Source organism: Roseibium sp. (assembly GCF_965233565.1).
Lineage (GTDB): Bacteria > Pseudomonadota > Alphaproteobacteria > Rhizobiales > Stappiaceae > Roseibium.
The window spans coordinates 3,225,765-3,245,644 of record NZ_OZ247494.1 but is presented as its reverse complement, the minus strand read 5'-3'; the positions used below and the strand labels follow the sequence as shown (position 1 = coordinate 3,245,644).

At 58.4% G+C, this 19,880-nt stretch carries 19 protein-coding genes and 1 pseudogene; 13 read left to right on the top strand and 7 right to left on the bottom strand.

Features of this window, described 5'->3' with window-relative positions:
• Window position 1 precedes the first annotated feature (1 nt).
• Window positions 2-421, bottom strand: a complete 420-nt coding sequence (gene irrA, locus ACO6TG_RS15000; protein ID WP_208988295.1) for an iron response transcriptional regulator IrrA — start codon at window positions 419-421, stop codon at window positions 2-4.
• A gap of 352 nt (window positions 422-773) precedes the next feature.
• On the opposite strand from irrA, the gene fabA reads away from it, so the two are divergent.
• The 3 genes from fabA (at window position 774) to fabI (ending at window position 3,464) form a co-directional block, all read left to right on the top strand.
• A complete protein-coding gene (gene fabA / locus ACO6TG_RS14995; protein WP_094073086.1) occupies window positions 774-1,280 on the top strand; it encodes a 3-hydroxyacyl-[acyl-carrier-protein] dehydratase FabA in 507 nt (168 codons plus the stop codon).
• 137 nt (window positions 1,281-1,417) lie between these two features.
• A complete protein-coding gene (gene fabB, locus ACO6TG_RS14990; protein ID WP_422373937.1) occupies window positions 1,418-2,641 on the top strand; it encodes a beta-ketoacyl-ACP synthase I in 1,224 nt (407 codons plus the stop codon).
• Window positions 2,642-2,651: 10 nt separating this feature from the next.
• Window positions 2,652-3,464, top strand: a complete 813-nt coding sequence (fabI, locus tag ACO6TG_RS14985; RefSeq protein WP_094073084.1) for an enoyl-ACP reductase FabI — start codon at window positions 2,652-2,654, stop codon at window positions 3,462-3,464.
• 257 nt (window positions 3,465-3,721) lie between these two features.
• On the opposite strand, the gene ACO6TG_RS14980 is transcribed toward fabI, so the two are convergent.
• Window positions 3,722-4,261 carry an SH3 domain-containing protein gene (locus tag ACO6TG_RS14980; RefSeq protein WP_422373936.1) on the bottom strand — a complete coding sequence of 180 codons (540 nt, stop codon included), beginning with the start codon at window positions 4,259-4,261 and terminating at the stop codon, window positions 3,722-3,724.
• Window positions 4,262-4,509: 248 nt separating this feature from the next.
• On the opposite strand from ACO6TG_RS14980, the gene ACO6TG_RS14975 reads away from it, so the two are divergent.
• On the top strand, window positions 4,510-5,496 hold the full coding sequence (locus tag ACO6TG_RS14975; RefSeq protein WP_422373935.1) for a 2-hydroxyacid dehydrogenase: 987 nt from the start codon (window positions 4,510-4,512) through the stop codon (window positions 5,494-5,496).
• Between the two features lie 21 nt (window positions 5,497-5,517).
• Window positions 5,518-6,429: an aminoglycoside phosphotransferase family protein gene (locus tag ACO6TG_RS14970; RefSeq protein ID WP_422373934.1), complete on the top strand. Its 912-nt coding sequence runs from the start codon at window positions 5,518-5,520 to the stop codon at window positions 6,427-6,429.
• A gap of 71 nt (window positions 6,430-6,500) precedes the next feature.
• On the opposite strand, the gene dnaQ is transcribed toward ACO6TG_RS14970, so the two are convergent.
• The 5 genes from dnaQ to ACO6TG_RS14945 form a co-directional block, all read right to left on the bottom strand.
• Window positions 6,501-7,214, bottom strand: coding sequence for a DNA polymerase III subunit epsilon (gene dnaQ, locus ACO6TG_RS14965; RefSeq protein WP_422373933.1), 714 nt, complete (start codon window positions 7,212-7,214; stop codon window positions 6,501-6,503).
• A 284-nt stretch (window positions 7,215-7,498) separates the two neighbouring features.
• Complete coding sequence (gene coaE / locus ACO6TG_RS14960; protein ID WP_422373932.1) at window positions 7,499-8,086, bottom strand: dephospho-CoA kinase; 588 nt, start codon at window positions 8,084-8,086, stop codon at window positions 7,499-7,501.
• Window positions 8,083-8,928, bottom strand: coding sequence for a shikimate dehydrogenase (locus ACO6TG_RS14955; protein ID WP_422373931.1), 846 nt, complete (start codon window positions 8,926-8,928; stop codon window positions 8,083-8,085). Before ACO6TG_RS14955 ends, coaE begins: the two co-directional genes overlap by 4 nt.
• Window positions 8,925-9,524 (bottom strand): Maf-like protein, encoded by a 600-nt coding sequence (locus ACO6TG_RS14950; RefSeq protein WP_422373930.1) that lies wholly within the window; start codon window positions 9,522-9,524, stop codon window positions 8,925-8,927. Before ACO6TG_RS14950 ends, ACO6TG_RS14955 begins: the two co-directional genes overlap by 4 nt.
• A gap of 21 nt (window positions 9,525-9,545) precedes the next feature.
• A complete protein-coding gene (locus tag ACO6TG_RS14945) occupies window positions 9,546-10,337 on the bottom strand; it encodes a pyruvate, water dikinase regulatory protein (RefSeq protein WP_422378885.1) in 792 nt (263 codons plus the stop codon).
• A gap of 489 nt (window positions 10,338-10,826) precedes the next feature.
• Between ACO6TG_RS14945 and hemE the strand changes: the two genes are divergently transcribed.
• The 8 genes and pseudogenes from hemE to rsmG all read left to right on the top strand — a co-directional run bounded on the left by hemE (window position 10,827) and on the right by rsmG (window position 19,864).
• Window positions 10,827-11,855, top strand: a complete 1,029-nt coding sequence (hemE, locus tag ACO6TG_RS14940; protein ID WP_422373929.1) for a uroporphyrinogen decarboxylase — start codon at window positions 10,827-10,829, stop codon at window positions 11,853-11,855.
• 3 nt (window positions 11,856-11,858) lie between these two features.
• Entirely contained in the window at window positions 11,859-12,287 is a 429-nt protein-coding gene (gene hemJ / locus ACO6TG_RS14935) for a protoporphyrinogen oxidase HemJ (protein WP_422373928.1), read from the top strand.
• Between the two features lie 296 nt (window positions 12,288-12,583).
• Window positions 12,584-13,849: a transcription termination factor Rho gene (gene rho, locus ACO6TG_RS14930; RefSeq protein WP_094073074.1), complete on the top strand. Its 1,266-nt coding sequence runs from the start codon at window positions 12,584-12,586 to the stop codon at window positions 13,847-13,849.
• Between the two features lie 117 nt (window positions 13,850-13,966).
• A complete protein-coding gene (locus tag ACO6TG_RS14925) occupies window positions 13,967-14,539 on the top strand; it encodes a GNAT family N-acetyltransferase (protein ID WP_422373927.1) in 573 nt (190 codons plus the stop codon).
• Window positions 14,540-14,636: 97 nt separating this feature from the next.
• The gene (locus ACO6TG_RS14920; RefSeq protein WP_422373926.1) at window positions 14,637-15,215 is read left to right on the top strand and encodes a GNAT family N-acetyltransferase; all 579 of its coding nucleotides are present in this window, start codon (window positions 14,637-14,639) and stop codon (window positions 15,213-15,215) included.
• A 451-nt stretch (window positions 15,216-15,666) separates the two neighbouring features.
• Complete coding sequence (gene mnmE / locus ACO6TG_RS14915; protein WP_422373925.1) at window positions 15,667-17,016, top strand: tRNA uridine-5-carboxymethylaminomethyl(34) synthesis GTPase MnmE; 1,350 nt, start codon at window positions 15,667-15,669, stop codon at window positions 17,014-17,016.
• Window positions 17,017-17,321: 305 nt separating this feature from the next.
• On the top strand, window positions 17,322-19,208 hold the full coding sequence (gene mnmG, locus ACO6TG_RS14910) for a tRNA uridine-5-carboxymethylaminomethyl(34) synthesis enzyme MnmG (protein WP_422373924.1): 1,887 nt from the start codon (window positions 17,322-17,324) through the stop codon (window positions 19,206-19,208).
• A pseudogene (gene rsmG, locus ACO6TG_RS14905) lies at window positions 19,208-19,864 on the top strand (16S rRNA (guanine(527)-N(7))-methyltransferase RsmG). The gene mnmG and the pseudogene rsmG overlap by 1 nt, the downstream one beginning before the upstream one ends.
• Window positions 19,865-19,880: the final 16 nt, after the last annotated feature.

Genomic DNA, 19,880 nt, shown 5'->3' with positions numbered 1-19,880 from the left:
GTCAGCGCTTTTCGCGCACCCGGACAACCACATCGACACGCACGACTTCCATGCCTTCCGGTGCTTCCGGCAGGCTGCCGATGCCAACACCTTCGCCCGGAATGTCGATCACCCGGTTTTCGCCTTCAATGAAGAAGTGGTGGTGATCAGAGGTGTTGGTGTCGAAATAGGTCTTGTTGCCGTCGATCGCGACTTCACGCAGAAGCCCGACTTCGGTGAACTGGTGCAGCGTGTTGTAGACGGTTGCCAGCGAGACCGGCACGTTGGCGGCCACGGCTTCCTCATGCAACAGCTCGGCGGAGATATGACGGTCGCCCTTCGAGTAGAGCAGTTCCGCCAGGGATACACGTTGGCGTGTCGGCCGCAGACCCGCTGTCCGCAGCATGCCGGTCACATCCTTGCCGGCAATTTCTGATGCCATGTGTGTTGTCATTCCGTTCCGATCCAGGTCTTCAAACACGGGTTTGTGGGCGCAATCAGCGCGCGGCAAGCTTGTTTTCCGGCCGCGTTTCCACGATCATGGGCCTATATCTGCCATTTCTTGCACCCAAGATGCAAGTTTTAAACGACAGGTCCGATCCGGCAAGGGAGGCCGGACAACGTCACGGATAATGCTGAAATCGAGTAAAAGACCGGAAAAACCCAGCAACTTCGCGCAAGTGACATCTTTCGGTCATGGTTCCCCTGTGGTAGGAAGGCGCCGCAATCGAACCGAAAACAAACCAATCCGGCCCTTGTCTGAACGCGGGCGGGACACAAAAAACGGATCCTGAATGACCGAGCGCCGCTCCAGCTACGATTATGAAGACCTGCTCGCCTGCGGCCGCGGCGAGCTGTTTGGCCCGGGCAACGCACAATTGCCGCTGCCGCCGATGCTGATGTTCGACCGGATCACCGATATCTCGGAAACCGGCGGTGAGTATGACAAGGGATATGCCCGCGCCGAGTTCGACATCAAGCCGGACCTGTGGTTCTTCCCGTGTCACTTCCAGGGCAATCCGATCATGCCGGGCTGTCTCGGACTGGACGCGCTTTGGCAGCTGACCGGCTTTCACCTTGGCTGGCAGGGTCTGGAAGGCAAGGGCATGGCGCTCTCGACCGGCGAAATCAAGTTCAAGGGCATGGTCACGCCGGACGTCAAGCTGGTTGAATACGGCATCGACTTCAAGCGGGTCATGAAGGGCCGTCTGGTGCTGGGCATTGCCGATGGCTGGCTGAAAGCCGACGGTGAACAGATCTACAAGGCAACCGACCTGCGCGTGGGCCTGTCAAAAGTCTGACACCCGTACGCAAGATCGACAGTTTCGCCGGCGCTTCTTTCTGATTGGAAGCGCCGGTTTGCATATTACATACAGGCCGGCAGGCTGCTGAACTCCTTGAAGCCATGCCGTGCCGGAAAAGACCATAGGAGTCCGCAATGAGACGCGTTGTCGTCACCGGTCTGGGAATCGTATCTTCCATCGGATCAAACGCACAGGAAGTGCTGGCCAGCCTCAGGGAAGGCAAATCGGGCATCAGCTTTGCCCCGGATTACGCCGAACACGGCTTCCGCAGCCAGGTGCACGGCATGCCGAATGTCGATATTCCCTCGCTGATCGACAAGCGTCAGCTGCGGTTCATGGGCGATGGTGCCGCCTATAACTACATCTCCATGGAGCAGGCGATCGCCGATTCCGGGCTTGAGGAGAGCGATATCTCCAACACCCGCACCGGCCTGATCATGGGCTCCGGTGGGCCGTCCACCAAGAACCTGTTCCAGGCGCACCAGATCGTTCTGGAAAAGGGCGCACCCAAGCGCATGGGCCCGTTCATGGTGACCCGCGGCATGAGCTCGACCAACTCTGCCTGCCTGGCAACACCGTTCAAGATCAAGGGCATCAACTATTCCATCACCTCGGCCTGCTCGACCTCCGCGCACTGCATTGGGGCAGCCACCGAACAGATCCAGTTCGGCAAGCAGGACGTGATGTTTGCTGGTGGCGGCGAGGAACTCGACTGGACCCTGTCCTGCCTGTTCGACGCCATGGGCGCCATGTCTTCCAAATATAACGACACCCCGGAAACAGCTGCCCGTGCCTATGACGCAACCCGCGACGGTTTTGTCATTGCCGGTGGTGGTGGTGTTGTCGTTCTGGAGGAACTGGAACACGCCAAGGCCCGCGGCGCGAAAATCTATGCCGAAGTCACCGGCTATGCCGCCAATTCCGACGGCTACGACATGGTGGCCCCGTCCGGGGAAGGCGGCGAGCGCTGCATGCGTCTTGCCATCGAAACCCTTGACGATCGCAAGGTCGACTACATCAACACGCACGGCACCTCGACCCCGGTCGGCGATGTCGGCGAGATCGAGGCGATCCGCCGGGTCTTCGGCGAAAACCAGCCGCCGGCGTCCTCCACCAAATCGCTCACCGGCCACAGCCTGGGCGCGACCGGTGTCCAGGAAGCGATCTATTGCCTCCTGATGCTGCAGAACGATTTCATCACGGCCTCGGCCAATGTGAACGAACTCGATCCGGCCCTGAAGCCGGAGGAAATCGTCACTGAGCGGGTCGACAATGCCGGCCTCGACACGGTCCTTTCCAACAGCTTCGGCTTCGGCGGCACCAACGCCTCGCTTGCGCTGTCGCGCTATCACGGTTGAGGAGCTTTGAATGTCTGAACTGATGAAGGGCAAACGCGGCCTGATCATGGGCGTTGCCAACGATCACTCCATTGCCTGGGGGATCGCCAAGACCCTTGCCGATCATGGCGCCGAACTTGCCTTCACCTATCAGGGTGAAGCCTTCGGCAAACGCGCCAAGCCGCTCGCCGACTCCGTCGGCTCGAACATCCTCGTCCCGTGCGATGTGGAAGACGTTGCCTCGGTCGATGCCGTCTTCGACCGGTTGAAGGAAGACTGGGGCAGCATCGACTTCCTGGTGCACGCCGTCGCCTTTTCCGACAAGTCGGAGCTGCGCGGCAAATATGCCGACACCACGCGGGAAAACTTCACCCGCACCATGATGATCTCCTGCTTCTCCTTCACCGAGATCGCCAAGCGCGCAGCAGCCATCATGCCGAATGGCGGGTCACTGGTCACGCTGACCTATGGCGGCTCGACCAAGGTCATGCCGAACTACAACGTCATGGGTGTTGCCAAAGCGGCTCTGGAATCCTCCGTTCGCTACCTGGCCGTGGACTATGGCGAGCAGAACATTCGCGTGAATGCGATTTCCGCAGGCCCGGTCCGGACGCTCGCAGGTTCCGGCGTCTCTGACGCCCGGCTGATGTTCAATTTCCAGAAGCGCAATTCACCGCTGTGCCGGACGGTTTCCCTCGACGAAATCGGTGGAACCGGGCTTTACCTGCTGTCGGACCTGTCCGGCGGTGTCACCGGCGAAGTGCATTTTGTCGACAGCGGCTACAACATCATGTCGATGCCGCGCCTTGAAGAGCTGAAGGCTCAGGAAGTCAAGGCGGACTGAAACTGCCAACTTCTCCTGACATGAACAAGGCGGCCGAGTGGCCGCCTTTTTGTTTGTCGCGCTCCTGGTTTGTCCTCCCGGTTTGGTGCGCGTGCGGCAAGACCGGGATCCAGTATCCCGTGTTGCCTGCTTGAGGACGATAATCTCTCAGAAAAATACCGGGTCCCGGTCCCGGCTAACGCCGAACCGGGATGTCAAGGAAAGGAAGATGCTCAAACAGCCAATTCACAGGCTCGAGAAAGCCACTGCTTTCCCGATCAGTCCTCCAGGGTCTCGTCGGGATAAACGCCGAAGAGACGCGTCTGGTCGAGCCAGCCGTCGTAATTGTCGCCATTCACCCGACACCAGCCACCGGCGCATTCGGTGATGGATGTCAGGACAAAGGGTTCCAGTTCGGCGACAATATTGGCATCGGACCGGGACCGGGCACGCAGGGGTGTCAGATTGGACTTTTCCCAGGGCGTGATCAAAGCGGTCCGCCGGCCCGACAGGAGCGAGTGAAAGACCCAGCCTGTCTTGCCTTCCCAGTCACGGATCTGGCGCCAGTTTTCGAATTCCTGGATGATTTCGACCGGCAAACCGGACTGGACGAATGTCCAGGCAATCTTGTGTTCCCGGGACGGGCCGATACGCACGTTCACCCGGTCGGATTTGAGGCTGACAAAGCGCGGCAACGGCAAATCGGTGGCCCGGGTTCCGTTTCCCTGCGCCCACGCGGAAGCCGGCACGGCGGCAAGCCCGACCACAAATGCCAAGAGACACAGAAAGAGCCGGGTCGCTGCGTACGTAGAAGCCATTATGTCCGGTTGTCCAATTGTTATTGATCGCTGTTCTGAGGCAAAGCTGTAGCGAATAATTTGCGTGAAAACCAGCGTTGGCAATTCCTTCGGCTGGGAAAGCGCGGCGAATGAAACCGATCCCTTGTTTCTGCCGGACCATCTGGTAAGGAAAAGGGTATGGTCTCTTCCGCTCGCGTCACGCGCGGCGTCAAAGTGGTCCCGCTGAGGTTAACAGAACCTTAACGAAGCGCGAAAGGCAGTTTGGTATGGCGAAAAAGAAGCCTGTCGTTGTTGTCACCCGGAAACTTCCGGAAGTGGTCGAAACGCGGATGCGCGAACTTTTCGAAACGCGACTCAATGAAAATGACAGGCCCTTCAGCCAGGCCGAACTGGTCGAAGCCGTGCGAACGGCCGATGTGCTGGTGCCAACGGTGACCGACCGGATCGATTCGTCTGTCCTGTCCCAGGCCGGCGAGAATCTCAAGCTGATCGCCAATTTCGGCAATGGTGTCGACAATATCGACGTTGTCAGCGCCAACAACCGCGGCATCAATGTCACCAACACGCCGGGTGTCCTGACCGAGGACACCGCCGACATGACCATGGCGCTGATCCTGGCCGTGCCGCGGCGTCTTGCCACAGGCATCAAGGCACTTGAATCCGGCGATTGGGCCGGCTGGTCGCCAACCTGGATGCTGGGCCACCGGATCTGGGGCAAACGCCTCGGCATCATCGGCATGGGCCGCATCGGACAGGCCGTTGCCCGCCGCGCCAAGGCTTTCGGCATGTCGATCCATTATCACAACCGCCGCCGCCTGCCGGAAGGTGTCGAGGAAGACCTGGAAGCGACCTATTGGGAGAGCCTCGACCAGATGCTGGCGCGCATGGACGTGGTATCAATCCACTGCCCGCACACGCCGGGCACGTTCCATCTCCTGTCCGCCCGCCGCCTGAAGCTCCTGAAACAGGATGCCTATGTGGTCAACACGGCCCGCGGCGAGGTCATGGACGAAAACGCACTCATCCGGATGATCGAAGGCGGGGAGCTGGCGGGAGCCGGTCTCGACGTGTTCGAACACGAGCCTGCGGTCAACCCAAAGCTGGTCAAGCTGGAGAACGTGGTGCTGCTGCCGCATATGGGCTCTGCCACCATCGAGGGCCGTATCGAGATGGGCGAGAAAGTCATCATCAACATCAAGACCTTCATGGACGGACACCGTCCGCCGGACCGCGTCCTGCCATCCATGCTCTGAGCATCGAAAAGATCTTCAGGCATGACACAGCCCGGTGAAATGAATTCCTTTGTGTACCCGGCGTCCCTGTCATGGCTGGAAAAGCGGGAAGACGGCCGCGATTGGCTGAGATGCCTGCCGGATCTGCTTGCGCAGTGTCGCGACAGGTTTCAGCTGGAGCAGGTTGGGGATCCGTTTTCAGGTGGCAATGTGTCTTACGTTCTGCCCGTTAAACACCAAGGAGCCGACGCGGTCCTGAAACTGCAATTTCCAGATCGGGAATGCCGTTTTGAAGCAGACGCATTGAAGCACTGGGACGGCCAGGGCGCGATCCGGCTGCTTGACCACGCGCATGACCTCAATGCCATGCTTCTGGAACGTTGCCGGCCCGGGCACTTTCTGGCCGATGATCCTGACGTCGATCCTATGGCCGTTCTCTCCGGGCTGCTGAAAAACTTGCTGAAACCGGCCGGCCCACCCTTTACGCGCCTTTCAGAAGAAGCAGCGCACTGGCGAAACAACCTGGAAAGCGACTGGGAAGATGCGGGAAGGCCCTGTGAGCGTCGTCTGGTAGACGCTGCCATGACGGCGGTCTCGGACCTGCCGAAAGACGAAACAGACCAGGTGCTGCTCCACCAGGATCTCCACGGTCACAATGTCCTGTCCTCAGAACGGAGTGGCTGGCTTGCGATCGATCCGAAGCCCCTGGTCGGCGACCCGGCCTTTTCCTTAAGCCCGATCGTCAGAAGCTTCGAATTCGGACACAGTAAAAACGCAGCGCTTTACCGGCTGAACAGACTTTCGGAAGAGCTTGGCCTTGACCGCGAACGGGCACGGCACTGGACCATTGCCCAGACCATGGCCTGGGCCTTTTCCAGCGACTATTCCGAGCGGCATTTCGAGACGACGCGGTGGTTGCTGGATTCAGCTCGTAGCCAAAAATGGTCATCCTGAGTGAGCACGCCTCCACGGGATGAGGCCGTCTAATGCCAAGCTTGGAAGATGGGCTGTAAAGGCGTCAGGCCTTAACCACCGTATTTCCCCCAAAGCGCCTTCTCGCCCATGCCTTCAAGGAAGGCCTTGTGGGCCTCGAATTCGCTTTCAAGGACCGGCCGTTTCAGCGGTGTCGGCCGCGGGCGGGCGTTGAAGGTGCCGAGTTCGCCGGGTTCGGTCGAACCGCTTGCCGAAGTCGTGTCCTCTTCCTCCGGCATCAGGCCAAGACCCCTTTGCCGTCCGCCGATCAGCTCCAGGTAGACTTCTGCCAGAATTTCCGCATCGAGCAACGCGCCGTGTTTGACACGCTTGGAATTGTCGATGCCATAGCGCGAACACAGCGCATCGAGGGAATTGGGTCCGCTTGGCCGCTTGCGCCGGGCCATGTCCAGGGTATCAAGCACCTGGTCGTTGGAAATGGTGCGACGACCCGCCCGTTCCAGCTCCATGTTGATGAAGCCCATGTCAAAGGCGGCATTGTGGATGACCAGTGTCGCATCACCGACAAATTCGAGAAATTCATCGGCAACCTGCTCAAACAGCGGCTTGTCCCTCAGAAACTCCTCCGAAAGACCGTGCACCTTGAAGGCCTCTTCCGGCATGTCGCGCTGCGGGTTGATATAGACGTGATAGACATTTCCGGTCGGAATATGATTGATCAGCTCCACGCCGCCGATTTCCACCAGCCGGTCGCCGCCGCGCGGATTCAGTCCTGTTGTTTCCGTATCGAAAGAAATTTCGCGCATTTGTTCAGCCTTTTGCCTCTTCGATTTACTGTGCAGGTTGGCCGTGAGGAGACAAGGGGATGAGCCGGTTTTCCCCGGTGTTCTGGAACGTTCGGGACAATCAATGGGAGCTGCTACATACGTGCAACGTCATCCTGAGGAAGCACGCAGTGCTGTCTCGAAGGATGGGCCACTTACTCCGTTGCTTGCCGCAGATCCTTCGAGACGGACCTGGCGGTCCTCCTCAGGATGACGTTTGTGGGTGAAACGCGGCCGAGTTGAGACAACATCCGGCCAACGCCCTCTTAACCACTTCCCGCCAGCGCCTTCAAAACCGCGCTGACCTGCCGCTTGGCCGGTTCCATGCCGAGGCCCGTATCGACCAGAAAATGCGCCCGCCGACGCTTTTCAGTGTCCGGGATCTGTTTCGACATAATTGCCTCAAAGCGGTCAGCCGTCATGTCGGTCCGGGCGAGCACACGCTGTCGCTGGATCTCGGCGTCCGCCGTCACCACCACAATCACGTCGACGCGCTTTTCACCGCCTGTTTCAAACAGGAGCGGGATATCCATCATCACAAGGCGGCGGCGGTCCGCGCGGGCCTTGGCAAGAAAGGCCTGCTCTTCCTCGCGCACCAGCGGGTGCACGATGCTTTCCAGCTTTTTCATCGCCTCCGGTTTGCCCAGCACATGCGGGGAGAGCAGCTGGCGGTCGACCCTGCCGTCCCGAACCGTTCCCGGGAATGCAGCTTCCACGAGGGGAGCCGCCCGACCGGCATACAGCATATGCACCGTTGCATCGGCGTCATGAACGGGCACACCTTCAGCGGCAAACATCTTCGCCGTTGTCGATTTGCCCATGCCGATGGAGCCGGTAAGGCCGATCCGGATCACGCGGTCACTCCAAGATCGGCAAGAACGAGATTGCGCAGGTCGTCATCCACCTCCGGGCGAACACCGAACCAGCGCTCGAAACCGGGCACCGCCTGGTGCAGCAACATGCCGAGCCCATCCACTGTCTGGTGGCCACGCTGTGCTGCCTGTTTCAACAGGTCTGTTTCGAGAGGCGCATAGACGATATCCGTCACCAGCGCGCTTTCCGGCAAGGGTTGCAGATCGATTTCAAGGGGTGCCTTGCCAGTCATGCCAAGAGCGGTCGTGTTGACCAGCAGATCCGCTTCTCCAAGAACTGTCCCCAGCTTGTCCCAGGTATGAGCAACCGTTCCGGAACCAAACTCCTCGACAAGCGCTGTGGCTTTTTCGTAAGTCCGGTTGACAATATGCACCGCTGTGAAGTTTCGGGAGAGCAACGCCCAGACAATGGCGCGCGCCGCGCCGCCGGCTCCCAGCACAACGGCCGATTCACGTGAAACGTCCCAGCCAGGCGCAAGCTGGTCGAGATTTCCGAGAAAGCCGAGCCCGTCGGTATTGGCGCCGCAAAGCCGGCCGTCCTCATCAAGCCAGAGCGTATTGGCCGCGCCCATCGCCTCCGCTGCCTCGTCAAGCCAATCACAGCTTCCGGCCGCCACTTCCTTGTGCGGCACCGTGACGTTGGCACCATTGAGACCAGAGCGCGCGAAATTGCGATAAAAGTCGCCGGCCTGTTCCGGGGCAACGTCTACTCTGTCGTAACTTCCTGAAATTCCGTGTTTTTTCAGCCAGTAGCCATGCACCAGAGGCGAACGGGAATGGGCCACCGGGTGACCTGTGATGGCCGCTCTTCGAAGGGCGCTCATGTCTCGATCACCTCCAGGGCGCGCAATTCACCCAGCAGAGGCAGTAACGGCAGCCCCAGAATGGTGAAATAATCGCCGTCAATCTTTTCAAACAACTGCACACCAAGGCTTTCCAGCTGATAGGCGCCAACACTCGAAAGAACCGCTTCGCCTGCATTTGCCAGATAGTGACCGATGAATTCCGGTGTCAGGTCGCGCATCGTCAGACGGGCGGTCGAAACCTGCCGCCAGATTGCTTCGCCATCCCTGGAAATCACCACTGCGGAATGCAGCTCATGGGTTTTGCCCGAAAAGGCCAGCAATTGCCTGCGCGCCGCTTCCATATCCTCAGGCTTGGTGCGGCGTTCTCCTTCAAAGGCCAGGATCTGATCCGCACCGATGACAAGGTCCGCCGGCCGCCGCGCGCTAACGTCATTTGCCTTGGCTTCCGCCAGAACGCTGGCAAGATCCTCCGGCGGGAACCCGGCTTCCAGCAGCGGCGCTTCAACAGCACGCTCGTCGACATCCGCCGGGTCAATCTCGATTGCGAGCCCTGCATTTTTCAGAAGTTCCGCGCGGATTTTGCTGCCGCTCGCCAAAACCAGTGTCATTGCCATCCCTTCAGTCTGGTGCCGCGCTCAAAGATTGTCTTCGCCGGCATCTTCCCGTTTTTCCTTGTAATCCTTGAACAATGTTAGGATCTCCGCCGCCGTTTCTTCCACAGACCGGCGTGTCACATCAATCAACGGCCAGCCCTGTTCGGAGCACAGGCGCCGGGTCATGTTGATCTCCTGCGAGATTTCCTTCCGATCCACATAAGTGTCGTTATAACCTTCCGAATTCAGCGACAGCACCCGGTTCCGGCGGATCTGCTGAATGCGCTCGGCCGAGGCAATCAAACCGACGATCATCGGTGTTTTCAGCTTTTTCACATGGTCGGGAAGGGGAATACCGGGCACCAGCGGGACATTCGCGGCCTTGATACCGCGGTTAGCCAGATAGATGCAGGTCGGCGTCTTCGACGTTCGCGAAATGCCGAGCAGTACAATATCCGCGGATTCCAGATCGTCCCAGATCTGGCCATCGTCATGCATCATCGTGTAGTTCAGCGCTTCCATGCGCTGGAAATATTCCGCGTCCAGCTCGTGCTGGCCACCAATCCGGTGGGTCTGGGTCACATTCAGATAGGACTGGAAGACCGCAAAGACCGGATCCAGAATATTGACAAAGGGAACACCAAGTTCGCGGCACTTCATTTCCAGCCGCTTGGCGATTTCCTCGTCGACAAGCGTATAGAGAACTATCCCCGGCGCCTTGCTGATTTCGCTGATGACCCGATCAAGCTGCTTTTGCGATCGCACGAGCGGATAGACATGCTCGATTTCCTGGACATTTTCGTATTGAACCGTTGCAGCGCGCGCCACGGTCATCAGGGTTTCACCGGTGGAGTCGGACACAAGATGCAGGTGAAAGTAGTGTCTCGACTTGTTCACGGTGTCATCCCCAGGCCTGTTGATGATTTGGGCAGATCGGTTTCAGCCTTGTGCCTATCACGAAGTTTATGCCCGCTCAGCCGAAATTATTAACAATGCTTAAACGCGCGCAAACCGATGCCGAAACGGATGTGCATGGATGTGGATTAACATGTCCGCTGTGACATATCGACAGACTGTCCACTGACGCCCAAATCCTTAACGAAACGTAAACACACGAGCAAGCGATTGGAATATCTGCGCTTATTCTGTTATCGACTCCTGGGGAGGAAATCTGCTGCACAATCGCGCCGATTTTTCCCGCCAAGAAAATCAGCCGCATGGATTGTGGACAGAAAATGATCCCGGTAATCCACGCACAAATAGAAAAAACAGATTCAAAATAAGAATCTTTATTGATTTGAAATGTGGGAAAGGCGCAACCTCATGCAATCCAAAGACAGGGCAGTGATGCGGGTTCTCTCAGGAGAAAAACTCTGGCCGCCCCCCATCTGGATGATGCGTCAGGCAGGACGCTACCTTCCCGAATATCGCAAGGTTCGATCCCAGGCAGCCAACTTCCTGGAGTTCTGCTACACGCCCGACCTTGCAACCGAAGTCACTCTCCAGCCGATCCGCCGGTATGGCTTTGATGCAAGCATTCTGTTTTCCGACATCTTCGTCGTACCGGACGCCATCGGGTACCCGGTTCGTTTTGAAGAAGGACGGGGTCCCGTTCTGGAACCTCTCTCATCCGACCTCCTGGATCGTCTGGAGCAGGACAGAGCCGAGGATCATCTTAAACCGGTCATAGAGACGGTTTCGCGGCTTCGCACCGAGCTGCCCACGGAAACGACCCTGTTGGGCTTCTGTGGCGCTCCCTGGACCGTTGCTTGTTATTCCGTCGCCGGCCATACCACGCAGGATCAGGTTGCCGCACGCGTTGGCGCTTATCGGAACCCCGATCTGATGCAGCGGTTCATCGACCAGCTGGTAACGGCTTCGATCCGCTATCTGATCCGCCAGCTCGATGCAGGTGCCGACGCGGTGCAGATCTTCGACACCTGGGCTGGTGTTCTCGATGAGGCCGGCTTCAAGCGCTGGTCGATCGAACCGACACGGCGGATTGTCGACGGTGTGCGCAAGCAACGTCCCGACGCGAAGATCATCGGATTTCCAAAGGCCTCTTCCGCCCGCATGGCAGCCTATGTGGAGGGCACGGGAGTGGATGCGGTCGGCTTTGACTGGACGGCGCCGGATGAGGTGGCCCTGAATATCCAGAAGAAAGTGCCGATCCAGGGCAATCTCGATCCGATGCGGCTGGTCGCCGGCGGAAAGGCGCTGGAAGACGGGGTCGATCACATCCTGAAAACCTTCGATAAGGGTCCCCTGGTTTTCAATCTCGGTCACGGCGTGACACCGGATGCGGATCCGGAGAATGTGGCCCGCATGGTCGAACTGGTCAGGAAAGGCTGAGCCGTGGATCTCTTTCTCTGGATCAAGGCGCTTCACGTCATTTCGATCATCGCCTGGATGGCGGGCATGCTCTACCTGCCCCGGCTCTTCGTTTATCATGTCGATGCCGAATCAGGCTCCGTTCAGTCCGAAACCTTCAAGGTGATGGAGCGCCGGCTTCTGAAGGCCATCATCAATCCGGCCATGATCGCCTCCTGGCTGTTCGGTCTCTGGCTGGCCTGGGAACTGCAGGCCTGGCAGGACGGCTGGTTCCACGCCAAGTTCCTGTTCGTTCTCTTGATGTCCGGGGTTCACGGTCACCTGAGCAGCTGCGTGAAAAAGTTCGCCAGGGACGAGAACACGAAGCCGGCGCGTTACTACCGGATCCTCAACGAAGTACCGACGGTCCTGATGATCGGCATCGTCATTTTCGTGATCGTCAAACCGTTCTGAATTGCCTCAACGGGAGCTATGGGCGGCAGCTGGACAGCGGCTGCCCATTTCACAAATGGCCGGACATGTCGGTAGCCTAAAAAACTGGCAGTTTTCCCGGCTTGCGCTTTACCATAAAACGACGTATCTTCCGGCCATCTTCTAACGGCGCAGTGCACGTTTTCAGTCGCACCGCAGATGCCGGACAATCTGGACACGTCTAAAAGTCTCTCAGATATCTTCTGGCCGACCCATCACTTCCGGCTCAGAACGACCTTCCAAATCTCATCCAAAACAACAATTCAAACCCCAACTCGATGCGGGAAATGAAACTCAAAGACCTAAAAGAAAAAACACCGACAGAGCTGCTCCAATTTGCCGAGGAGCTTGAAGTCGAAAACGCCAGCACCATGCGCAAGCAGGAGCTGATGTTCGCCATCCTGAAGAACCTCGCGGCCCAGGATGTGGAAATTATCGGCGAAGGCGTCGTCGAGGTCCTGCAGGACGGCTTCGGCTTCCTCCGGTCTCCCGATGCGAACTACCTGCCGGGCCCGGACGATATTTACGTCTCACCCTCGCAGATCCGCCGTTTTTCCCTGCGGACAGGGGACACCGTCGAAGGGCAGATTCGCAGCCCGAAAGAAGGCGAACGCTACTTCGCCCTTCTGAAAGTGAACACAATCAATTTCGAAGATCCGGAAAAAGCCCGGCACAAGGTTCACTTCGACAACCTGACACCTCTTTATCCGGACGAACGTTTCCGGATGGAGATCGAAGATCCGACGATCAAGGATCTCTCTTCCCGGGTCATCGACCTGGTTGCGCCGCTCGGAAAGGGCCAGCGCGCCCTGATCACCGCACCGCCGCGCACGGGTAAGACCGTCTTCCTTCAGAACATTGCCAAGTCGATCACCAACAATCACCCGGAGTGTTATCTGATCGTTCTTCTGATCGATGAGCGTCCGGAAGAAGTGACTGACATGCAGCGCACCGTGAACGGGGAAGTGGTGTCGTCGACCTTCGACGAACCGGCCTCCCGCCACGTGCAGGTTGCCGAGATGGTGATCGAAAAGGCCAAGCGCCTGACCGAGCATGGTCGCGACGTTGTCATCCTGCTCGATTCCATCACCCGCCTCGGCCGTGCCTACAACACCGTTGTGCCGTCCTCAGGCAAGGTCCTGACCGGTGGTGTCGACGCCAATGCGCTGCAGCGGCCGAAGCGTTTCTTCGGTGCTGCCCGTAACATCGAAGAGGGCGGTTCGCTGACCATCATCGCGACCGCGCTGATCGACACCGGCAGCCGCATGGACGAAGTCATCTTCGAAGAGTTCAAGGGGACGGGTAACTCCGAAATCATCCTGGACCGGAAGATATCCGACAAGCGCGTTTATCCTGCGATCGACATCCAGCGCTCCGGGACACGCAAGGAAGAGCTTCTGGTTCCGCACGAGCGGCTCAAGAAGACCTTTGTTCTGCGCCGGATCCTCAACCCGATGGGCACGGTCGATGCGGTCGAGTTCCTGCTCGACAAGCTGAAACAGACCAAGTCCAACGACGACTTCTTCGACAGCATGAACACTTGATCCCATCCGGATCTCCCACTATCCAGAGGCGCGACTCGCAAGAGTTCGCGCCTTTACTTTTTGTTAACACTCCCTGTTTCACGTGAATCCACCCACCTTTTGATTCGGATCCGTTTCATGACCAAGACTGTTTTTCTGGAAACAGACAGATTGCTCCTGCGCGCGTGGCAGGAAGACGACGTTGAACCTTTTGCGGCCCTGTGTGCTGATCCGGAGGTCATGCGCCATTTCCCTGAACCATTGACCCGGGAGAAATCGGAACAACTGATTGCGCGGGCGAAGGAAAAGCAGGAGAAGGACGGTTTCTCCATTGCCCCTGTCGAAATCAGAAAGACCGGAGAATTCCTTGGCTTCGTGGGTCTGAATGTTCCAACCTACGCTGCACCATTGCCGTTCGATCCATGTGTTGAAATCGGCTGGCGATTGAGCAAGTCATCCTGGGGAAAGGGATATGCAAGCGAAGCGGCCAGGGCCTGGCTTCGATTCGGTTTTGAAACTGTTGGTCTTGAGGAAATCGTTGCCTTTACCATCCCGGCCAATCTGCCGTCGCAAAAAGTCATGGAGCGGATTGGCATGACCCGCGATTTCGACGGTGATTTCCGCCATCCTAGTCTTCCGCAGGATCATCCGATTTCCGAGCATGTGCTTTATCGGTTGAGCAAGACAAATTGGTTGGCACAGCAGGTGTGATGGATATTGAAGCTGGCCCGGCGGCAGATTCACGTGAAACGCTTTCGGACATCCTCAGCGATGGACGTGAGATCAGGTTTCAAACCCTGAAAGGCGGATGAAGACAGTGCCGACCGACTTTGAACTTGAAACAGATCGGCTCAGACTTCGAATGTGGCGGGAGGCCGATCTGGACGCCTTTGCTGCCATCTGTGCTGACCCGGCGGTGATGCGGTTCTTCCCGAACTGTCTGACCAGGGAAAAAACGGCGAAGCTGATTTCCATGGGTAGCGATTGTTTCGATAAGCACGGCGTTTTCTATTCACCGTTGGAAATCAAGTCGACAGGAGAATTCATCGGCTTTGCTGGTCTCGATGTCCATTCAGCCGGTTCCTTGTCTTTCGCTCCCTGTGTCGATATCGGCTGGCGTTTGAAGCAAAGCGCCTGGGGGAAGGGGTATGCAAGTGAGGCTGCCAGGGCCTGGCTTCGATTCGGGTTCGAGACGAAGGGATATGAGGAGATCCTCTCTTTTACGATCCCGGGCAACAGCCCTTCGCGGCGGGTTATGGAGCGGATCGGAATGACGCGGGATGTTTCAGGAGATTTCCGGCTCCCGGCAATTCCGAAGGATCACCCATGCTCGGTTCATGTGCTCTATCGCCTGTCCAGGGAAGAGTGGGGAGACCAATCCGGATAGGGAGACCGTCGGTGGATCTCCGATTCACGTGAAACAAAGAAGCGAGGGACATCGACAGAGGCAAGGTGTTTCACGTGAATCCGTGATTTTGAATCGGCTCCGATACGGGGAACAGCCAAGATGGGGGTAGGCACTGCGAACTCAAGAATGTCATTCCAAAGAGGTGCATGGGGTCTCGCCTGGATAGACCGGTAACAAGCTCTGTCGAATTCCTGGTGCACCCTTGAGACGGTTCTGTCGACCCTGGTCAGTTGATGGTGCTGGGCCAGAGCAGCAATTTGCTTATCCGATAGCGCTGTCATTGATTCACGTGAAACAACGGCATCCGAAAATCAGAAACCGGCCCTGACATCGATTCGCCCGCGGAACGGAAGGCGGGCGATCTTCCGGTTGGTGGCAAGACTTGTTAAAGAAGCGGTCCACACCTGCAGGACCGGTTGAAAGAGAACACATGGCAGACACGATCTTTGCGCTTTCCAGCGGCGCGGTGCCGTCCGGCGTTGCGGTGATCCGGGTGTCCGGACCTCGAACCCGGGAGATCGTCGAATGCCTGTGCGGGCGCCTGCCGGAGCCGCGCAAGGCGATGCTGTCACGGCTTGCCCATCCCCATACCGGCGATGTTTTGGATGAGGCGCTGGTTCTTTATTTCGAAGGCCCGGCAAGTTTCACCGGCGAGGATGTCGCCGAATTCCAGTGCCATGGCGGCCGGGCTGTTGTCGCCGGCCTTCTGTCTGTGCTGAGCGGGTTCGAAGCCTGTCGTCCCGCGGAGGCAGGGGAGTTCACCCGGCGCGCCTTTGACCGGGGACGGATGGATCTGACCGAGGTCGAGGGTCTGGGCGATCTGATCGCCGCCGAGACCGAAAGCCAACGCCGTCAGGCCCTGCGCCAGATGGGGGGCGCGCTCGGAACTCTTTACGAGGATTGGCGCAAACGGCTCATCCATATGCGGGCGATGATCGAGGCGGATTTCGATTTTGCCGATGAAGAGGATGTTCCCGGCAGTGTCGCCGACGAGGTCTGGAAAGAAGCGGGTGGGCTTCACGAAGAGATTGCGGATCACCTGGTCAGGTCAAAAAGCGGCGAACGGCTTCGCTCCGGTTTGCAGGTCGTCTTGATGGGTGCGCCAAATGCCGGCAAGTCGAGCCTGCTGAACGCCATTGCCGGGCGGGATGTTGCCATCGTGACGGAGGAAGCCGGCACAACGCGGGACGTGATCGAGGTGCATCTGGATCTCGGCGGGTACCCGGTGACCCTGGTCGACACGGCGGGCCTGCGCCAGACCGATGGTATCGTGGAACGGGAGGGCATCCGACGCGCGGAGGAAAAGGGACGGTCCGCCGATCTGATCTTATGGGCTGTGGAGCCGGATGGTGTTGAACAGAATGACCCGGCCGCAGGCTTGCCGGAGGACCTGCGCAGCCATGTGCCGGTCTGGACCGTGCGCACGAAGAGCGATCTTGAGACTCTTCCGGAACAAGACTCTTCCGGAACGATCCAGGAGATTGCTTGTTCCAGCAAAAGCGCGGACGGTATGACGCCCTTGTTTACCCGCCTGACACGTTTTGCAGAGGAAACGATTTCACTTGGTGAAGCGCCTCTGGCTACGCGGGAACGGCATCGCCATTATCTGACAGAATGCCTGGCCGGGTTGCGGACCGCAGTCGAGTCAGAGCATCTGCCTGGCGAACTTCGGGCCGAAGACCTGCGCAGGGCGGCTGATGCGCTCGGGCGGATTACGGGCCGGATCGATGTGGAAGACCTGCTGGATGTGATCTTCCGGGATTTCTGTATCGGCAAGTAACCTGTTTCACGTGAATCATTTGAAGGTATCTGCCGGTCGATTCTGAACCGGAATGTGTTTCACGTGAATCCGCTGGCATCGGTTTCGTAGTCTTTGATCCGCTTGAGATGAGGGTCGGCTATGCGTCTTCGAATTCCGCTTTGACCCAAAAGGGCTCTCGGACTATAAGTCCCTGCGACCAAGTGCCGGTCAGACCGGCCTGTGTTAGTCTGGCGATTGCGCCGGACATTGATCCTCAACAACCGATCCGGATGGTGCCGGGCCCCAGGTAAATGACTCCTCGGGCTCTGTGAACGGTAGAGACTATGAACGATCAGGAACTGACATTCGATGTTGTGGTGATTGGCGGTGGCCATGCGGGCTGCGAGGCCGCGAGTGCCGCTGCGCGGGCAGGCGCCAGGACGGCGCTTGTGACACATCGCTTCGAAACCATCGGGGTGATGTCCTGCAACCCGGCCATTGGCGGCCTGGGGAAAGGGCATCTGGTGCGCGAGATCGATGCGCTCGACGGGCTGATGGGCCGTGTCGCTGATCAGGGCGGGATCCAGTTCCGTATGCTCAACCGGCGCAAGGGGCCGGCCGTTCGTGGTCCGCGGGCCCAGGCCGATCGCAAGCTCTACCGTGAAGCGATGCAGCGTGAGATCGCCGCGATTGACGGTCTCTCGGTCGTGGAAGGGGAAGCCCACAAGATCCGTTTTGAAGTGACAGAAGATACCCGTGCTGTTGCTGGTCTCGAGCTTGCCGATGGACGAATGGTTCACTGCAAGTCGATCGTCCTGACAAGCGGCACTTTTCTGCGTGGCCTGATCCATATTGGTGATCAGAAAATCCCGGCGGGCCGCTCGGGGGAAGCACCGGCCATGGGTCTGTCGGAGTCGCTGGAAGAGATCGGTTTTGAGCTGGGTCGGCTGAAGACGGGTACGCCGGCACGCCTGGATGGCCGGACGATCCACTGGGACAGGCTGGATGAGCAGCCGGGCGATGAGGATCCGATCCCGTTCTCGGCGCTGACAGAGAAAATCGAGACCCCGCAGATCCCGTGTCACATTACCCGGACAACGCCTGAGACCCATCAGATCATTCGGGACAATCTCTCCCGGTCTGCGATGTATTCCGGCGAGATCAAGGGTCGCGGCCCGCGGTATTGTCCGTCGATCGAAGACAAGATCGTTCGTTTCGGCGATCGCGACGGGCACCAGATTTTTCTGGAGCCGGAAGGCCTGGACGATCACACGGTCTATCCGAACGGCATTTCGACCTCGCTTCCGGAAGATGCGCAGATCGCCTTCCTCAGGACCATTCCGGGCCTGGAGGATGTCGAAGTGCTGCAACCGGGCTATGCGATCGAATATGACCATGTGGACCCGCGCGAACTTCGACCGACGCTAGAAGCCAAGCGTTGTAACGGTCTTTATCTGGCCGGACAGATCAACGGCACGACGGGTTATGAAGAAGCGGGCGCGCAGGGGCTGGTCGCTGGTCTGAATGCTGCTTTCAAGACCGCCGGTAAGGAGCCCTTTGTCGTCGACCGATCGGAAGGCTATATCGGCGTGATGATCGATGATCTGATCACGCGCGGGATCACCGAGCCCTATCGCATGTTCACCTCGCGCGCCGAATACCGTTTGTCGCTGCGGGCAGACAATGCCGATCAAAGACTGACGCCGCTCGGTATCGAAGCGGGTTTTGTATCGGATGAACGGCGTCAGGCGTTCGAAGACAAGATGGCCAGGATCGCCGAGGCGCGGGAGTTGCTGAAGTCACTGACCGTGACACCGTCGGAAGCTCAGAAGAAGGGTCTGCCGGTCAACCAGGATGGCGTCCGCCGCTCGGCCTTCGATCTGCTGTCCTATCCGAATGTGAGCTATGAGGGGCTGACGGCTGTCTGGCCGGAGTTGCAGGACATTGACCCGGCCATTGCGGAGCAGGTGGCAACCGACGCGCTTTATGCGGTCTATCTGGACCGGCAGCAGGCAGATATCGAAGCTCTGAAGCGCGACGAAGCCTTGCAGATCCCCGATGGTTTCGACTACGAAGCGATTGTCGGTCTGTCCAATGAGGTCAAACAGAAGCTTGTCGATATACGGCCGGCGACCCTTGGCCAGGCCTCGCGCATGGACGGTATGACTCCTGCGGCACTGACATTGATCCTGTCGCATCTGAAACGCCAGAGCCAGCGGGGCGCTGCCTGATGGGCCGTCCCGTTGTGTTGAACAGTTCTGGACAGGTTGTGCATAAGTATGGGGATGTTTCACGTGAAACGTTGGAGCGTCTGCAGATCTATGTGGACCTGGTTTTGAAGTGGCAACCTGCACAAAACCTCATTGCGCCGTCGACAATCCCCGACATCTGGACCCGGCATGTGGCGGACAGTCTGCAGACCCAATGGAGTTATCCAGAGGCCCGGACCTAGGTGGATATCGGCAGCGGGGGCGGGTTTCCGGGTATAGTCACCGCCATCCTACTGGCTGAAACGCCGGATGCGCATGTCCACATGATTGAAAGCAATCAGCGCAAAGTCGCCTTCCTGAGGACAGCCTTGCGGGAAACCGGTTCGAAGGGAACTGTGCATCCGGGCCGGATCGAATCGGTTGCGAAAGAGTGGTCCCATGGCCCGTTGGATGCTGTCTCCGCCCGGGCCCTGGCTTCGCTTGACTTGCTTTTGCAGCTGTCAGAGCCGTTTACAGTGACCGGTGCAAAGGCCGTTTTCCACAAAGGTCAGGATTTTCAGAGAGAAGTTAACGAAGCCTCTGCCCGTTGGCAGTTCGACATGGTAGAAAAGACCAGTCTTGTTGATCCTATGAGCCGGATGCTTCTTCTTTCAGACATTTCAGCCCGGCCGGTGTAGCCCAGGAAGGTCTTGT

Coding starts and splice junctions, on each gene's coding strand:
- irrA (WP_208988295.1), bottom strand. CDS start 421: ATGGCATCAGAAATTGCCGGCAAGGATGTGACCGGCATGCTGCGGACA.
- fabA (WP_094073086.1), top strand. CDS start 774: ATGACCGAGCGCCGCTCCAGCTACGATTATGAAGACCTGCTCGCCTGC.
- fabB (WP_422373937.1), top strand. CDS start 1,418: ATGAGACGCGTTGTCGTCACCGGTCTGGGAATCGTATCTTCCATCGGA.
- fabI (WP_094073084.1), top strand. CDS start 2,652: ATGTCTGAACTGATGAAGGGCAAACGCGGCCTGATCATGGGCGTTGCC.
- ACO6TG_RS14980 (WP_422373936.1), bottom strand. CDS start 4,261: ATGGCTTCTACGTACGCAGCGACCCGGCTCTTTCTGTGTCTCTTGGCA.
- ACO6TG_RS14975 (WP_422373935.1), top strand. CDS start 4,510: ATGGCGAAAAAGAAGCCTGTCGTTGTTGTCACCCGGAAACTTCCGGAA.
- ACO6TG_RS14970 (WP_422373934.1), top strand. CDS start 5,518: ATGACACAGCCCGGTGAAATGAATTCCTTTGTGTACCCGGCGTCCCTG.
- dnaQ (WP_422373933.1), bottom strand. CDS start 7,214: ATGCGCGAAATTTCTTTCGATACGGAAACAACAGGACTGAATCCGCGC.
- ACO6TG_RS14955 (WP_422373931.1), bottom strand. CDS start 8,928: ATGAGCGCCCTTCGAAGAGCGGCCATCACAGGTCACCCGGTGGCCCAT.
- ACO6TG_RS14950 (WP_422373930.1), bottom strand. CDS start 9,524: ATGGCAATGACACTGGTTTTGGCGAGCGGCAGCAAAATCCGCGCGGAA.
- ACO6TG_RS14945 (WP_422378885.1), bottom strand. CDS start 10,337: ATGACCGTGGCGCGCGCTGCAACGGTTCAATACGAAAATGTCCAGGAA.
- hemE (WP_422373929.1), top strand. CDS start 10,827: ATGCAATCCAAAGACAGGGCAGTGATGCGGGTTCTCTCAGGAGAAAAA.
- rho (WP_094073074.1), top strand. CDS start 12,584: ATGCGGGAAATGAAACTCAAAGACCTAAAAGAAAAAACACCGACAGAG.
- ACO6TG_RS14925 (WP_422373927.1), top strand. CDS start 13,967: ATGACCAAGACTGTTTTTCTGGAAACAGACAGATTGCTCCTGCGCGCG.
- ACO6TG_RS14920 (WP_422373926.1), top strand. CDS start 14,637: ATGAAGACAGTGCCGACCGACTTTGAACTTGAAACAGATCGGCTCAGA.
- mnmE (WP_422373925.1), top strand. CDS start 15,667: ATGGCAGACACGATCTTTGCGCTTTCCAGCGGCGCGGTGCCGTCCGGC.
- mnmG (WP_422373924.1), top strand. CDS start 17,322: ATGAACGATCAGGAACTGACATTCGATGTTGTGGTGATTGGCGGTGGC.